Consider the following 14,868-nt stretch of genomic DNA (forward strand, 5'->3'; position numbering starts at 1 on the left):
CGGGAAATAGCCGTCATATGCCGACAATCGCCCTGATTCGGAACCCATGTCATTGATGACCCACCGGCTATTACCGTTTTTCCTGCTGGGCATCCTGGCCCTGGGCGGCTGCGCCACCATCGACGCGCCACGCACACCCAGCGAGGCGCTGCCGGCCAGCGAATCTTCCTTCGGCCGCTCGATCCAGGCCCAGGCCGCACCCTACAAAGGCCGCTCCGGGTTCCGCCTGCTGCCCAACAGCAGCGAAGCCTTCATGGCCCGCGCCGAACTGATCCGCAACGCCCAGACCAGCCTCGACTTGCAGTACTACATCGTCCACGACGGCATCAGCACCCGCATGCTCGTGGATGAACTGCTCAAGGCCGCCGACCGTGGCGTGCGCGTGCGCATCCTGCTGGACGACACCACCAGCGACGGCCTGGACCAGATCATCGCCACCCTCGCCGCCCACCCGCAGATCCAGATTCGCCTGTTCAACCCGCTGCACCTGGGCCGCAGCACCGGCGTGACGCGGGCCATGGCACGGCTGTTCGACCTGTCGCTGCAACACCGGCGCATGCACAACAAGCTGTGGCTGGCAGACAACAGCGTGGCCATCGTCGGCGGGCGCAACCTGGGGGATGAGTATTTCGACGCCGAGCCCAACCTCAACTTCACCGATATCGACATGCTCAGCGTGGGCCCGGTGGCCGAGCAACTGGGCCACAGTTTCGATCAGTACTGGAACAGTGCCCTGAGCAAACCCATTGGAGACTTCGTCAGCAGCGCTTCCAAAGGCGACCTGGCCAGCGCCCGCGTACGCCTGGAAGATTCCCTTGCCGAGTCTCGCCAACAAAACCATGCCCTGTACAACCGCCTGCGCACCTACAAGACCCAGCCGCGCATGGACATCTGGCGTCGCGAGCTGATCTGGGCCTGGAACCAGGCGCTGTGGGATGCGCCGAGCAAGGTGCTGGCCAAGGCCGATCCGGATCCACGGCTGCTCCTGACCACCCAACTGGCGCCCGAGCTGGAAGGTGTCAGCCATGAGCTGATGATGATTTCGGCTTACTTCGTGCCCGGGCAGCCCGGGCTGGTGTACCTGACCGGTCGCGCGGACGCCGGCGTATCGGTAAGCCTGCTGACCAATTCCCTGGAAGCCACCGACGTACCGGCCGTGCACGGCGGTTATGCGCCCTATCGCAAAGCGCTGCTGGAACACGGGGTGAAGCTATACGAGTTGCGCCGCCAGCCGGGAGACGGTGGCGGCAGCGGCCCTCATCTGTTCCGCAAAGGTACATTCCACGGTTCGGATTCCAGCCTGCACAGCAAGGCGATCATCTTTGATCGGGAGAAATCCTTCATCGGCTCATTCAACTTCGACCCGCGCTCGGTGCTGTGGAACACCGAAGTCGGGGTGCTGGTGGACAGTCCCGAACTGGCGGAACACGTGCGCAACCTGGCACTGGAGGGCATGGCGCCCCCGTTGAGCTACCAGGCGAAGCTGCAGGATGGCCAGGTGGTATGGGTGACCGAAGACAACGGCCAACTGCACACCCTGACCCGCGAACCCGGCAGTTGGTGGCGCCGGTTCAATGCCTGGTTTGCCACATCCGTCGGGCTGGAACGCATGCTTTAAGAACAGCGACGGGACCTGTGGGAGCTGGCTTGCCTGCGATGGCGGAGTGTCAGTTTACGTATCCGGTGCTGACACTCCGCCATCGCGGGCAAGCCCGGCTCCCACAGGTGATCGCATTTCAAGTTCAGGCGGGTTGTGCGGCGCCGAACGCACCTTGGCGCAGCAACAGGATCACCAACCCCAACGCCCCCGCCGCCATCAACAACGGCAACGCATGCCCGCTGATCCACTGGCTGCCGGCACCGGCCACCAGCGGGCCGATCAGGCAGCCAATGCCCCACAGCTGCGCGATATGCGCATTGGCGCGCACCAGCGCGTCGTCGCGGTAGCGCTCGCCAATCAGGATCAGCGACAGGGTGAACAACCCGCCGGCGCTGGCCCCGAACAGCACCCACACCGGCCAGATCATCAGCGTATCGAGCAACAGCGGAATCGCCAGGCTCGTCACCAGCAGCATCAGCGCGCAGCCGAGAAACAGCGTGCGCCGAGGCAGGTAGTCCGCCAGCGCGCCAATCGGCAGTTGCAGCAACGCATCACCGACCACCACCGTGCTGACCATCGCCAGAGCAATCTCGGCGGTGAAACCCTGTTGCAGGCAATACACCGGCAACAACGTAAGAATCATCGCCTCGAATGCGGCGAACAACGCCACCGCCCAGGCAATCGCCGGCAAGCCCTGGCAGAAGCGCAGCAGGTCGCCAAAGGTCACGCTGAAAGACTCGGCAGTCGGCGCACCGGAACGGCCCAGCAGCAGGATCGGCGAGCACGTCAGCAGACCGACACCCACCCAGAAGCCAATGTCGTTGTCCGTACCCAGCGCGCCCAGCAGCAACGGGCCCGACAGCTGGCTCAAGGCATAGCTGCAGCCATACAGCGCCACCAGACGGCCGCGCCAGCGTTCGATCACCAGTTGGTTGATCCAGCTTTCGCCGAGGATAAACACGATGGTCAGGATCACCCCGATCATCAGCCGCAACACCAGCCATACCGGGTAGCTGGGCAATATCGCCAGCAAGCCGATGGAAATCGCCCCCGCCCACAGGCACAGGCGCATCAGGTTCGCCGTGCCCAGGCGCGAGGCCAGGCCGCTGGAGACCTTGGCACCCAGTAGCACACCGAAGGCCGGCATCGCCGCCATGACTCCGATGGCGAAGCTGCCATAGCCCCAGCTTTCCAGGCGCAGGGACACCAGCGGCATGCTCACGCCCAAGGCCAGGCCCACGCTCAAGACCGACGCCAACACGGCGAAATAGGTCGCCCAACGCATTTCCACGCTCCTGTGGATTACTTGGAGATCATACAAAACAGTGTGGGAGCGGGCTTGCTCGCGAATGCGGTGTACCAGTCAATACATCAGCGACTGTGATACCTCATTCGCGAGCAAGCCCGCTCCCACATTTTTTACAGCGGTGTTCCTGGAGGCTTACAACTTGATCCAGGTCGCCTTCAGCTCGGTGTACTTGTCGAATGCGTGCAGCGACTTGTCGCGGCCGTTACCCGACTGCTTGAAACCACCGAACGGTGCGGTCATGTCGCCGCCATCGTACTGGTTGACCCACACGCTGCCGGCACGCAGTGCCTTGGCGGTCAGGTGCGCCTTGGAGATGTTCGACGTCCACACCGCAGCGGCCAGGCCGTATTGGGTGTCGTTGGCGATCGCAATGGCTTCTTCCACGCTGTCGAAGGCAATCACCGACAGCACCGGGCCGAAGATTTCTTCCTGGGCGATCTTCATGGCGTTGGTCACGCCGTCGAAAATCGTCGGCTCGACATAGGTGCCACCGCTTTCCTGCAGCGTGCGCTTGCCGCCGGCCACCAGCTTGGCGCCATCGGCATGCCCGGCTTCGATGTACGACAGCACGGTGTTCATCTGCTGGGTATCCACCAGCGCACCGACCGTGGTGGCCGGGTCGAGCGGGTTGCCCGGCTTCCAGGCCTTGAGGGCCTCGATCACCAGCGGCAGGAATTTATCCTTGATCGAACGCTCCACCAGCAGGCGCGAACCGGCGGTGCACACTTCGCCCTGGTTGAAGGCGATGGCGCCAGCCGCGGATTCGGCGGCGGCTTGCAGGTCCGGGGCATCGGCAAACACGATGTTCGGGCTCTTGCCGCCAGCTTCCAGCCAGACGCGCTTCATGTTCGACTCGCCGGAGCGAATCAGCAGTTGCTTGGCGATCTTGGTGGAACCGGTGAACACCAGGGTGTCGACGTCCATGTGCAGCGCCAGGGCGTTGCCCACGGTGTGGCCATAACCCGGCAGCACGTTGAACACGCCTTTCGGGATGCCGGCTTCAACCGCGAGGGCAGCGATGCGGATGGCAGTCAGCGGTGATTTTTCAGATGGCTTGAGGATCACCGAGTTACCGGTGGACAACGCCGGCCCGAGTTTCCAGCAGGCCATCATCAGCGGGAAGTTCCACGGCACGATGGCCGCGACAACGCCGACGGGCTCACGGGTCACCAGGCCCAGCTGGTCGTGAGGGGTGGCTGCGACTTCATCGTAGATCTTGTCGATGGCCTCGCCGCTCCAGCTCAGCGCTTGCGCCGCGCCTGGGACGTCGATGTTCAGGGAGTCGCTGATCGGCTTGCCCATGTCCAGGGTTTCAAGCAGTGCCAGCTCTTCGGCGTTGGCCTTGAGCAGGCCGGCGAAACGGATCATGGTGGCTTTGCGCTTGGCTGGCGCCAGGCGCGACCAGGCACCGGAATTGAACGTGGCACGGGCGTTTTCTACGGCACGCTGGGCGTCGGCGACGTCACAGCTGGCAACGGTTGCCAGCAGGCGGCCATCGACTGGGCTCAGGCATTCGAACGTGTCGCCGGAAACGGCGGCGGTGTATTCGCCATTGATGTAGGCGCGGCCTTCGATCTTCAGATCCTTGGCGCGTTGTTCCCAGTCGGCACGGGTCAGGGTGGTCATGCGAGTGTCCTCCTCTTATTGAATACAAGGGCCGGGCGATGTACCCAGGCACCTTCGAAGAATTCTTGCCCGGCCAGCCAGCTGTTCGGCTCAAGGCAGCTGCCACCCTAAACCAGCGGCGATGGATGTTTCAATATATTTGACATAACGGCAGCAAACGCCCTTGCGATGTTCATTTTAATAAACATAGACTTTGAGCTCTCCAACCGCAGGCCAGACGGGACACGCCCATGAACATCCAGAATATCGTCGACTTCAGCCAGGCCAGGACCGAGCCTGATCGCTACCGTCCGGCTGCGGAGAAAATCCTCAAGGGCGACCCGGAGCAAACCGTCTACAACCACTACAACAGTCCGTGCGGCCAGATGAGCGCCGGGGTCTGGGAAGGTGAAGTCGGACAGTGGAAGGTCAACTACACCGAGCATGAGTATTGCGAGATCGTGCAGGGTGTTTCGGTGTTGCGCGATGCCGACGGCAACGCCAAGACCTTGCGGGCCGGTGATCGCTTCGTCATTCCGGCCGGCTTCAGCGGCACCTGGGAAGTGCTGGAACCCTGCCGCAAGATCTACGTGGTGTTCGAAGAAAAGGCCTGATCATTTATCAGGTACAAAAAAAAGCCCGCATCGTGAGATACGGGCTTTTTTTCACAAGAAAGAAAACCAATTACTTGATTTTGCCTTCTTTGTAGATCACGTGCTTGCGAACGCGCGGGTCGAACATTTTCTTTTCGAGCTTGTCCGGGGTAGTACGCTTGTTCTTGTCGGTAGTGTAGAAGTGACCAGTACCGGCGCTAGAGATCATTCGAATCAATTCACGCATGATTTAGCTCCTTAGATTTTGCCGTCGCGGCGCAGTTCGGCCAGCACGACAGTGATGCCGCGCTTGTCGATAACACGCATGCCTTTGGCAGATACGCGCAGACGAACAAAACGTTTCTCTTCTTCAACCCAAAAGCGGTGATGCTGCAGGTTTGGCAGGAAACGACGACGGGTTTTGTTGTTTGCGTGGGAAATGTTATTCCCAGTCACCGGACCCTTACCGGTAACTTGACAGACTCTCGACATGCCTCAGCCCTCTAAAACCACATGCCCAACCCGGCATGGGTTGGCCGCTTAATCTCTCAGTCATTTGGCGCCAGGCGCCGCGTTTCTTTAGGGTCTTACCGGCTACACCTACTAGCGAAGGAACCGGGCCCCTAGAAAAGAGCGCTGCTTTATACCAGAAAGACCCCAGTGCAACAACAGGCCGTGTACTTTTATACGCGTAAATCCAGGCCATGGACGCCTGAACCGTTGCCAGGGTGGGCCGCTATAGAAGCTAACCGCTCGTCGCACAGAATGATTTACAGCGCCCGCGCGCACTGCAAAGTGCTCGGCAAAACGACCTGAGGCGCCATCAAAACAGTATTTGCGGCAAAAGCACAGGCAAAAATGGGCTAGTCATTTGTCAATCAGCCCACTACGGTAGGACTTTTCCAGACTGCACTCGCAGATGGGCCTTCGATCTGCAAAGGAAACCGAATATGCGCCTCGCTGCCCTACCGCTATTGCTAGCCCCTCTTTTTATTGCTGCACACGCCCAGGCGGCCACTACCCTGAGCGTCTGCACCGAAGCCAGCCCCGAAGGCTTCGACGTGGTGCAATACAACTCGCTGACTACCACCAACGCTTCGGCAGACGTATTGATGAACCGCCTGGTGGACTTCGACGCCACCAGCGGCAAGCTGGTCCCGAGCCTCGCGGACAGCTGGGAAGTGTCGCCGGACGGCCTCACCTACACCTTCAAGCTGCACCCGGACGTTAAATTCCACCGCACTGACTACTTCACGCCAAGCCGCAGCCTGACCGCCGAAGACGTGCGCTTCAGCTTCGAGCGCATGCTCGACCCGGCCAACCCCTGGCACAAGATCGCCCAGAGCGGCTTCCCCCACGCCCAGTCGCTGCAGTTGCCCACGCTGATCAAGAAGATCGACGCCCTCGACCCGCTGACCGTGCGCTTCACCCTGGACCACGCCGATTCGACCTTCCTCGCCGCCTTGAGCATGGGCTTTGCCTCGATCTACCCGGCGGAATATGCCGACAAACTGCTCAAGGCCGGCACCCCGGAGAAACTCAACAGCCAGCCTATCGGCACCGGGCCGTTCATTTTCGGGCGCTTCCAGAAGGACGCGACGATTCGCTACAAGGCCAACCCGGATTACTTCGCCGGCAAGCCTGCGGTGGATAACCTGATCTTTGCGATCACCCCGGACGCCAACGTGCGCCTGCAGAGACTGCGTCGCGACGAGTGCCAGATCGCCTTGTCGCCCAAGCCCCTGGATATTGATGCCGCCCAGAAAGACGCCGACCTGAAGGTCGAGAAAACCGCGGCCTTCATGACCGCGTTTGTCGCCATCAACAGCCAGCATCCGCCGCTGGACAAACCGGAAGTTCGCCAGGCAATCAACCTGGCCTTCGACAAGGCCAGCTATCTGAAGGCCGTATTCGAAGGCACTGCCGAAGCCGCCAACGGCCCTTACCCGCCCAATACCTGGAGCTATGCCAAGGACCTGCCGGGCTATCCGCAGGACGTTGCCAAGGCCAAGCAACTGCTGGATCGCGCCGGGCTCAAGGATGGCTTCAAGACCACGATCTGGACCCGGCCGTCGGGCAGCCTGCTGAACCCCAACCCCAGCCTGGGCGCACAACTGCTGCAGGCGGACCTGGCCAAGGTCGGCATCCAGGCTGAAATCCGTGTGATCGAGTGGGGCGAACTGATCCGCCGCGCCAAGGCCGGCGAGCACGACTTGCTGTTCATGGGCTGGGCCGGTGACAACGGCGACCCGGATAACTTCCTGACGCCGCAGTTCTCCTGCGCGGCCGTGAAGTCCGGCACCAACTTCGCCCGCTACTGCGACCCGGCGCTGGACAAGCTGATCAGCGCCGGCAAGACCACCAGCGAACAAGGCGTGCGCAGCAAGCTGTACCAGCAGGCCCAGGCGCAGATCCAGCAACAGGCGCTCTGGCTGCCACTGGCGCACCCGACCGCGTTTGCGCTGACCCGCAAGAATGTCGAGGGGTATCAGGTGAGCCCGTTCGGGCGCCAGGATTACTCCAAGGTCAGCGTCAAGCCCTGACCCCCGCCAGGGGCTGGCATGCCAGCCCCTACATCCACCCAAATTCCGCCATCGACAGCGGGTCACCCTCCCCCACAATGATGTGGTCCAGCACACGCACGTCCACCATCTCCAGCGCCTTTTGCAGCACCTTGGTCAATTTTCGATCAGCGATGCTGGGCTCGGGGCTGCCGGAAGGATGGTTGTGGCACAGGATCAGCGCCGCGGCGTTGTAGTCCAGCGCGCGCTTCACCACTTGCCGCGGGTAGACGATGGCGTTGTCGATGGTGCCTTGAAACAGCTTTTCGAAACCCAGCACTCGATGCTTGGCGTCGAGAAACAGGCAGCCGAATATCTCGTGAGGCTCGTGGCGCAGCAGTGCCTTGAGGTAGTCGCGCACGGCCTCCGGGCTTTCCAGCACCGAATCGTTGCGCAGGCGTTCAGCCAAATGACGGCGCGCCATCTCCAGTACGGCTTGAAGCTGGGCGAACTTCGCCGGCCCCAACCCCAAATGCTGGCTGAACACCGGCTGCCTCGCCTCCATCAGCGCCCGAAGGCTGCCAAATTGCGCCAGCAGATGGCGCGCCAGGTCCACGGCACTTTTGCCTGACACCCCGGTGCGCAGGAAAATCGCCAGCAATTCCGCGTCGGAAAGGTTCTCCGCTCCCAGCTCCAACAGCTTCTCCCGCGGACGCTCTGCCGCAGGCCAATCGCGAATACTCATGGCACCTCCGTGTGCATGTGCGCCGCTGTTGCATGGCGGACGCTGTGGTATCTTAGGCCATCTTTTTGCGTGCGATTTCACCTGGGGAGGGGGCATCGCAACGCCATCACTGAACTGGAAAGGCAAGCCAATGCAGCGTCTGTATCGGAAACGCATCGTTCTCGGCGTCGGCGGCGGCATTGCCGCCTACAAGAGCGCAGAGCTGGTTCGCAGGCTTCTCGACCAAGGCGCCGAAGTGCGCGTGGTCATGACCCGTGGCGGCAGTGAATTCATCACCCCGTTGACCATGCAGGCCTTGTCCGGCCACCCGGTTCACCTCGACCTGCTGGACCCTGCGGCCGAAGCCGCCATGGGCCACATCGAGCTGGCCAAGTGGGCCGACCTGGTGCTGATCGCCCCGGCCACCGCCGACCTGATCGCCCGCCTGGCCCAAGGCATTGCCGACGACCTGCTGACCACCCTGGTACTGGCCACCGACGCCACCGTCGCGATCGCCCCGGCCATGAACCAGGCCATGTGGCGCGACCCGGCCACCCAGGCCAACACCCAACTCCTGCAAAGCCGCGGCCTCAAGGTTTTCGGCCCGGCCTCCGGCAGCCAGGCCTGCGGCGACGTGGGCATGGGCCGCATGCTCGAAGCCACCGACCTGGCCCACTGCGCCGCCGACTGCTTCCAGCACCTGGCCCTGACCGGCAAGCACGTGCTGATCACCGCCGGCCCGACCCAGGAAAACATCGACCCGGTGCGCTACATCACCAACCATAGCTCAGGAAAAATGGGCTTTGCCCTGGCGGAAGCGGCGGTCGAGGCAGGCGCCCGTGTGACGTTGATCACCGGCCCGGTGCATCTGCCGACCCCGGATCGCGTCACCCGAATCGACGTAGTCAGCGCCCGCGACATGCTGGCGGCCTGTGAAGCGGCGATTCCCTGCGACCTGTTCATCGCTTCGGCTGCGGTAGCGGACTACCGCCCCGAGGTGGTTGCGCCGCAGAAACTCAAGAAAGACCCTACAAGCGGCGACGGCCTGCTCCTGCAAATGGTCCGTAACCCGGACATCCTGGCGACCATCGCCACCCGTGAGGACCGCCCGTTCAGCGTCGGTTTTGCTGCCGAAACCGAGCATTTGCTGGACTATGCCGCACGCAAATTGAAAGACAAAAACCTCGACCTGATTGTCGCCAACGATGTCGCCAACCCGAGCATCGGCTTCAACAGCGAGGAAAATGCCATCAGCGTGATCGACCGCGAGTTGCACGCTACCGTTTTCGCCCAGACCAGCAAGGGCAAGATTGCCCGCCAACTGATCTCTTTTATCGCCCAACGGCTGAACCAGGTTTAATTTCCATGCACGCTTTGCAAGCCAAGATCCTCGACCCCCGCATCGGCAACGAATTCCCGCTGCCGGCCTACGCCACACCAGGCTCCGCCGGCCTCGACCTGCGTGCCATGCTCAAGCAGGACACCGTGCTTGAACCAGGCCAGACCATTCTGATTCCGACCGGCCTGTCGATCTACGTGGGCGACCCGGGCCTGGCGGCGCTGATCCTGCCGCGCTCCGGCCTGGGCCACAAACACGGCATCGTCCTCGGCAACCTGGTGGGGCTGATCGACTCGGACTACCAGGGCGAGTTGATGGTGTCCTGCTGGAACCGTGGCCAGACCGCGTTCAATATCGCCGTCGGCGAGCGCATTGCCCAACTCGTGCTGGTACCGGTGGTGCAGGCGCACTTCGAGCTGGTCGAAGAGTTCGACGAAACACAACGCGGCGCAGGTGGCTTCGGGCATTCCGGCAGCCACTGACTAAGCTGAATTGACTTAGCCGAACAAGCCGGGTGCCTCACCCGGCCTGATGCCAACGCATGGCCTTTCAGGATGAAGAATGCGCGGAACTTACCAGCAAGGTTTCCCCAGTGAAATCAGGGCATTAAGCGGGCAAAAGGGCGGAGCTTCGGCGCCGATGGCACTTTTGCACCACGAACTCTATGCCAAAAACGCCGTCTTACCCTTCAGTTTGAGCCTGCCGGTCAGCACCCTTGAGGCCAGCCCAGCCCCTTATCGATGGAGTTCCCCCCCGCAATGAGCAACCCAGCCCGAGTCGCCCCGACATTTCCCGACAGCATTTTCCGCGCCTATGACATTCGTGGCGTGGTCCCCAAGACCCTGACCGCCGAGACCGCCTACTGGATCGGCCGCGCCATTGGCTCCCAGAGCCTGGCACAGGGCGAGCCCAACGTTTCCGTAGGCCGTGATGGCCGCCTGTCCGGCCCCGAACTCGTCGAGCAACTGATCCAGGGCCTGGCCGACAGCGGCTGCCACGTCAGCGACGTGGGCCTGGTGCCGACGCCTGCGCTGTACTACGCAGCCAACGTACTGGCCGGCAAGTCGGGCGTGATGCTCACCGGCAGCCATAACCCGTCGGACTACAACGGCTTCAAGATCGTCATCGCTGGCGATACCCTCGCCAACGAACAGATCCAGGCCCTGCACACCCGCCTGAAGACCAACGACCTGACCAGCGGCGACGGCAGCGTCACCAAAGTCGACATCCTGCAGCGCTACTCTGACCAAATCACCGGCGACGTCAAACTCGCGCGCCGCCTCAAAGTGGTGGTGGACTGCGGCAATGGCGCGGCCGGCGTGATCGCCCCGCAACTGCTCGAAGCCCTGAACTGCGAAGTGATCCCGCTGTTCTGTGACGTAGACGGCAACTTCCCGAACCATCACCCGGATCCAGGCAAGCCCGAGAACCTGGTGGACCTGATCGCCAAGGTCAAGGAGACAGGGGCTGACGTCGGCCTGGCCTTCGACGGTGACGGCGACCGCGTTGGCGTGGTGACGGACACCGGCGAAAACGTGTTTGCGGACCGCCTGCTGATGCTGTTTGCCCGCGACGTGGTTGCGCGCAACCCAGGTGCCGAAATTATCTTCGACGTGAAGTGCACCCGCCGCCTCACACCGCTGATCAAGGAATATGGCGGTCGCCCGCTAATGTGGAAGACTGGCCACTCGTTGATCAAAAAGAAAATGAAAGAAACCGGCGCGCTATTGGCCGGCGAAATGAGCGGCCATGTGTTCTTCAAGGAGCGCTGGTTCGGCTTTGACGACGGCATTTACAGCGCCGCTCGTCTGCTGGAGATCCTCAGCAAGGAAAAATCGACCGCGCAGGAGCTGTTCCAGACCTTCCCGAATGATATTTCTACGCCAGAGATCAATATCCATGTGACCGAGGAGAGCAAATTCAGCATCATTGACGCACTGCACGATGCGCAATGGGGCGAAGGCGCCGACCTGACCAGCATTGATGGTGTGCGAGTCGATTACGCCAAAGGCTGGGGCCTGGTTCGCGCATCCAACACCACACCGGTGCTGGTGCTGCGTTTCGAGGCGGATACCGAGGCTGAGTTGCAGCGCATCAAGGACGTGTTCCACGCCCAGTTGAAACGTGTTGCCCCTGATCTCCAATTACCGTTCTGATTTTTTACCGGAGCCCTGAATGACCCTCGAACGCGAAGCCGCCGCCAATACCGCCAAGGTCCTTTCCGAAGCGTTGCCTTACATTCGACGCTACGTCGGCAAGACGCTGGTGATCAAGTACGGCGGCAATGCCATGGAAAGCGACGAGCTGAAAACCGGCTTTGCCCGCGACATCGTGTTGATGAAAGCCGTCGGGATCAACCCGGTGGTGGTACACGGTGGCGGCCCGCAAATCGGTGACCTGCTCAAGCGCCTGTCCATCGAGAGTCACTTCATCGACGGCATGCGTGTAACCGACGCCCAGACCATGGACGTGGTGGAGATGGTCCTGGGCGGCCAGGTGAACAAAGACATCGTCAACCTGATCAACCGCCATGGCGGCAGCGCCATCGGCCTGACCGGCAAGGACGCCGAACTGATCCGGGCGAAGAAGCTCACCGTGACCCGCAAGACCCCGGAGATGACCCAGCCGGAAATCATCGACATCGGCCAGGTGGGCGAAGTGATCGGCATCAACACCGACCTGCTGAACCTGCTGGTGAAAGGCGATTTCATTCCGGTGATCGCGCCGATCGGTGTCGGTGCCAACGGTGAGTCCTACAACATCAACGCCGACCTCGTGGCCGGCAAGGTGGCCGAGGCGCTGAAGGCCGAGAAGCTGATGCTGCTCACCAACATCGCCGGCTTGATGGACAAGGAAGGCAAGGTCTTGACCGGCCTGACGACCCAGCAAGTGGACGACCTGATCGCCGACGGCACCATCTACGGCGGCATGCTGCCGAAGATCCGCTGCGCGCTGGAAGCGGTGCAAGGCGGCGTTGGCAGCTCGTTGATCCTGGATGGCCGGGTGCCGAATGCGATCCTGCTGGAAATCTTCACCGATACCGGTGTGGGTACCCTGATCAGCAACCGCAAGCGCCCCTAAGCGCTGGTAAACAAAAAGGCCCCGTTCAATTCGATTGAACGGGGCCTTTTCTATGTACTCGGTCTAAAAATGTGGGAGCGGGCTTGCTCGCGAAAGCGGCGGGTCAGTCGACACATATATCAACTGACAAGCCGTATTCGCGAGCAAGCCCGCTCCCACATGGATCTTCTAAACGCCGAACTGCTCGCGATAAGCCTTGACCGCCGGCAAATGCTGCTTGAGCTGCGGGTCATCTTCCAGGAACTGCAACACCTGGTTCAGGGACACGATGCTCACCACCGGAATCGCGAAATCACGTTCCACTTCCTGGATCGCCGACAATTCACCGTTGCCGCGCTCCTGGCGGTTCAGCGCGATCAACACGCCGGCCGCCTTGGCGCCGTCCTGGGAAGCGATGATCTGCATCACTTCGCGAATCGCCGTACCGGCAGTGATCACGTCGTCGATGATCAGCACGTCGCCCTTGAGCGGCGCACCCACCAGGCTGCCGCCTTCGCCGTGGGCCTTGGCTTCCTTGCGGTTGAAGCACCAAGGCAGATCCAGCTCGTGATGTTCAGCCAACGCCACGGCGGTCGCGGCCGCCAGGGGGATGCCTTTGTAGGCAGGGCCGAACAGCACGTCGAAGGAAATGCCGCTTTCAACGATGGCGGCCGCATAGAAACGACCCAGCTGCGCCAGGGCAGAACCCGAGTTGAAAAGGCCGGCATTGAAGAAGTAAGGGCTGGTGCGCCCGGACTTCAAAGTGAACTCACCGAAGCGCAATACGCCGCGATCGATGGCAAAACGAATAAAATCGCGTTGATACGCCTGCATGAAAAAAGCCTCAGATACCACGGATTTAGCTAATTAGGTAGACGGCGTGTATCATACACGCACGCGATTTTTGGGGCCATTTATGCGGATCATCAGTGTGAACGTCAATGGTATTCAGGCTGCAGTCGAGCGTGGTTTGCTCAGTTGGCTGCAAGCCCAGAATGCCGACGTCATCTGCCTGCAGGACACCCGCGCCTCCGCCTTTGAACTGGACGACCCAGCCTTCCAACTGGATGGCTACTTCCTTTATGCCTGTGATGCCGAAGTTCCCGCCCAAGGCGGCGTGGCTTTGTATTCGCGGTTGCAACCCAAGGCGGTCATCAGCGGCCTCGGCTTCGAGACAGCCGACCGCTACGGGCGCTACCTGCAAGCCGATTTCGATAAGGTCAGCATTGCGACCTTGCTGCTTCCATCAGGGCAGAATGGCGATGAAGACTTGAACCAGAAGTTCAAGCTAATGGACGACTTCGCCCGTTATCTGGATAAACAGCGGCGCAAACGTCGCGAGTACATTTACTGTGGCTCGCTGTACGTGGCGCAACAGAAGCTGGATATCAAGAACTGGCGCGACAGCCAGCAATCCCCGGGCTTCCTGGCGCCGGAACGGGCCTGGATGGACGAGATTGTCGGCAACATGGGCTATGTCGATGCCCTGCGGGAAGTCAGCCGCGAAGGCGACCAGTACAGCTGGTGGCCGGATAACGAACAGGCCGAGATGCTCAACCTCGGCTGGCGTTTTGACTACCAGCTGCTGACGCCAGGCTTGCGTCGCTTCGTGCGCAGCGCACGTCTGCCACGCCAGCCGCGCTTCTCGCAGCACGCGCCGCTGATCGTGGACTACGACTGGACCTTGACCATCTAAGGTCTTTTTCCAGGCACAAAAAAACCGACATCGCTGTCGGTTTTTTTGTGGGCGGTGGTTATTTGATCAACCGCAATGTCCACGGATAACGATAAGCCACGCCCTTGTTGGCCTTGATGCCCGCAATGATCGTCATCACCACCGCGCCGATCACCAGCACGGTCATCAACACGAAGCCGATCACGATAAAACCCAGCAGGAAGCAGACCGCCCAGGCAATGCCCACGGTGATCTGGAAATTCAGCGCTTCCTTGCCCTGGTCATCAATGAACGGGTCTGCATCCTTCTTCACCTGCCAGAGAATCAAGGGCCCCAGCAGGCTGCCGAACGGGAATATCAGCCCGAAGAACGCCGCAAAATGACAGAGCATCGCCCACTGGCGAACTTCCTTGGACGGTGTCGGCAGTGGAAGTTGGCTGTCACTCATGGCGTCGCTCCTTG

The 14,868-nt window shown here is 61.4% G+C and carries 14 protein-coding genes and 1 pseudogene; 8 read left to right on the forward strand and 7 right to left on the reverse strand.

Going from position 1 to position 14,868, the window contains the following annotated elements; all coding sequences use genetic code 11:
* The first annotated feature begins 55 nt into the window (after positions 1-55).
* A complete protein-coding gene (locus HX821_RS04490; RefSeq protein WP_003208738.1) occupies positions 56-1,618 on the forward strand; it encodes a phospholipase D family protein in 1,563 nt (520 codons plus the stop codon).
* Between the two features lie 124 nt (positions 1,619-1,742).
* Here HX821_RS04490 and HX821_RS04495 read toward each other — a convergent pair whose 3' ends face one another.
* Positions 1,743-2,885 carry an MFS transporter gene (locus tag HX821_RS04495; protein ID WP_177035339.1) on the reverse strand — a complete coding sequence of 381 codons (1,143 nt, stop codon included), beginning with the start codon at positions 2,883-2,885 and terminating at the stop codon, positions 1,743-1,745.
* 156 nt (positions 2,886-3,041) lie between these two features.
* Complete coding sequence (locus HX821_RS04500; RefSeq protein WP_003213259.1) at positions 3,042-4,535, reverse strand: aldehyde dehydrogenase; 1,494 nt, start codon at positions 4,533-4,535, stop codon at positions 3,042-3,044.
* Between the two features lie 230 nt (positions 4,536-4,765).
* On the opposite strand from HX821_RS04500, the gene HX821_RS04505 reads away from it, so the two are divergent.
* Entirely contained in the window at positions 4,766-5,128 is a 363-nt protein-coding gene (locus HX821_RS04505) for a cupin domain-containing protein (protein WP_003213261.1), read from the forward strand.
* A 70-nt stretch (positions 5,129-5,198) separates the two neighbouring features.
* Here the strand turns inward: HX821_RS04505 and rpmG are convergent, their stop codons facing one another.
* Together rpmG and rpmB are read right to left on the reverse strand one after the other, a co-directional pair.
* Complete coding sequence (rpmG, locus tag HX821_RS04510; protein WP_003176906.1) at positions 5,199-5,354, reverse strand: 50S ribosomal protein L33; 156 nt, start codon at positions 5,352-5,354, stop codon at positions 5,199-5,201.
* 11 nt (positions 5,355-5,365) lie between these two features.
* Positions 5,366-5,599 carry a 50S ribosomal protein L28 gene (rpmB, locus tag HX821_RS04515; RefSeq protein WP_003213263.1) on the reverse strand — a complete coding sequence of 78 codons (234 nt, stop codon included), beginning with the start codon at positions 5,597-5,599 and terminating at the stop codon, positions 5,366-5,368.
* Positions 5,600-6,057: 458 nt separating this feature from the next.
* On the opposite strand from rpmB, the gene HX821_RS04520 reads away from it, so the two are divergent.
* Positions 6,058-7,650 (forward strand): ABC transporter substrate-binding protein, encoded by a 1,593-nt coding sequence (locus HX821_RS04520; RefSeq protein ID WP_177035340.1) that lies wholly within the window; start codon positions 6,058-6,060, stop codon positions 7,648-7,650.
* 28 nt (positions 7,651-7,678) lie between these two features.
* On the opposite strand, the gene radC is transcribed toward HX821_RS04520, so the two are convergent.
* Positions 7,679-8,353, reverse strand: a complete 675-nt coding sequence (gene radC, locus HX821_RS04525; protein ID WP_087693709.1) for a DNA repair protein RadC — start codon at positions 8,351-8,353, stop codon at positions 7,679-7,681.
* Positions 8,354-8,483: 130 nt separating this feature from the next.
* Between radC and coaBC the strand changes: the two genes are divergently transcribed.
* The 4 genes and pseudogenes from coaBC to argB all read left to right on the forward strand — a co-directional run bounded on the left by coaBC (position 8,484) and on the right by argB (position 12,752).
* Positions 8,484-9,692: a bifunctional phosphopantothenoylcysteine decarboxylase/phosphopantothenate--cysteine ligase CoaBC gene (coaBC, locus tag HX821_RS04530; protein WP_008439425.1), complete on the forward strand. Its 1,209-nt coding sequence runs from the start codon at positions 8,484-8,486 to the stop codon at positions 9,690-9,692.
* A gap of 5 nt (positions 9,693-9,697) precedes the next feature.
* Entirely contained in the window at positions 9,698-10,153 is a 456-nt protein-coding gene (dut, locus tag HX821_RS04535) for a dUTP diphosphatase (protein ID WP_003213270.1), read from the forward strand.
* A gap of 252 nt (positions 10,154-10,405) precedes the next feature.
* A pseudogene (locus HX821_RS04540) lies at positions 10,406-11,827 on the forward strand (phosphomannomutase/phosphoglucomutase); the annotation flags it as partial.
* A gap of 19 nt (positions 11,828-11,846) precedes the next feature.
* Positions 11,847-12,752: an acetylglutamate kinase gene (argB, locus tag HX821_RS04545; RefSeq protein ID WP_003213275.1), complete on the forward strand. Its 906-nt coding sequence runs from the start codon at positions 11,847-11,849 to the stop codon at positions 12,750-12,752.
* Between the two features lie 168 nt (positions 12,753-12,920).
* Here argB and pyrE read toward each other — a convergent pair whose 3' ends face one another.
* Positions 12,921-13,565, reverse strand: a complete 645-nt coding sequence (pyrE, locus tag HX821_RS04550) for an orotate phosphoribosyltransferase (protein WP_003213276.1) — start codon at positions 13,563-13,565, stop codon at positions 12,921-12,923.
* A gap of 82 nt (positions 13,566-13,647) precedes the next feature.
* On the opposite strand from pyrE, the gene HX821_RS04555 reads away from it, so the two are divergent.
* Positions 13,648-14,427, forward strand: a complete 780-nt coding sequence (locus HX821_RS04555; RefSeq protein WP_003176915.1) for an exodeoxyribonuclease III — start codon at positions 13,648-13,650, stop codon at positions 14,425-14,427.
* 58 nt (positions 14,428-14,485) lie between these two features.
* On the opposite strand, the gene HX821_RS04560 is transcribed toward HX821_RS04555, so the two are convergent.
* Positions 14,486-14,854 (reverse strand): DUF4870 domain-containing protein, encoded by a 369-nt coding sequence (locus tag HX821_RS04560; protein ID WP_177035342.1) that lies wholly within the window; start codon positions 14,852-14,854, stop codon positions 14,486-14,488.
* Positions 14,855-14,868: the final 14 nt, after the last annotated feature.

The sequence above is a fragment of the Pseudomonas sp. B6001 genome (assembly GCF_013386015.1).
GTDB lineage: Bacteria > Pseudomonadota > Gammaproteobacteria > Pseudomonadales > Pseudomonadaceae > Aquipseudomonas.

Excerpts from the sequence above, each read along its gene's own strand:
- HX821_RS04500 (WP_003213259.1), bottom strand. The coding sequence starts at position 4,535 with ATGACCACCCTGACCCGTGCCGACTGGGAACAACGCGCCAAGGATCTG.
- rpmG (WP_003176906.1), bottom strand. The coding sequence starts at position 5,354 with ATGCGTGAATTGATTCGAATGATCTCTAGCGCCGGTACTGGTCACTTC.
- HX821_RS04560 (WP_177035342.1), bottom strand. The coding sequence starts at position 14,854 with ATGAGTGACAGCCAACTTCCACTGCCGACACCGTCCAAGGAAGTTCGC.
- argB (WP_003213275.1), top strand. The coding sequence starts at position 11,847 with ATGACCCTCGAACGCGAAGCCGCCGCCAATACCGCCAAGGTCCTTTCC.
- HX821_RS04555 (WP_003176915.1), top strand. The coding sequence starts at position 13,648 with ATGCGGATCATCAGTGTGAACGTCAATGGTATTCAGGCTGCAGTCGAG.
- HX821_RS04490 (WP_003208738.1), top strand. The coding sequence starts at position 56 with ATGACCCACCGGCTATTACCGTTTTTCCTGCTGGGCATCCTGGCCCTG.
- rpmB (WP_003213263.1), bottom strand. The coding sequence starts at position 5,599 with ATGTCGAGAGTCTGTCAAGTTACCGGTAAGGGTCCGGTGACTGGGAAT.
- HX821_RS04505 (WP_003213261.1), top strand. The coding sequence starts at position 4,766 with ATGAACATCCAGAATATCGTCGACTTCAGCCAGGCCAGGACCGAGCCT.
- radC (WP_087693709.1), bottom strand. The coding sequence starts at position 8,353 with ATGAGTATTCGCGATTGGCCTGCGGCAGAGCGTCCGCGGGAGAAGCTG.
- HX821_RS04495 (WP_177035339.1), bottom strand. The coding sequence starts at position 2,885 with ATGCGTTGGGCGACCTATTTCGCCGTGTTGGCGTCGGTCTTGAGCGTG.
- coaBC (WP_008439425.1), top strand. The coding sequence starts at position 8,484 with ATGCAGCGTCTGTATCGGAAACGCATCGTTCTCGGCGTCGGCGGCGGC.
- dut (WP_003213270.1), top strand. The coding sequence starts at position 9,698 with ATGCACGCTTTGCAAGCCAAGATCCTCGACCCCCGCATCGGCAACGAA.
- HX821_RS04520 (WP_177035340.1), top strand. The coding sequence starts at position 6,058 with ATGCGCCTCGCTGCCCTACCGCTATTGCTAGCCCCTCTTTTTATTGCT.
- pyrE (WP_003213276.1), bottom strand. The coding sequence starts at position 13,565 with ATGCAGGCGTATCAACGCGATTTTATTCGTTTTGCCATCGATCGCGGC.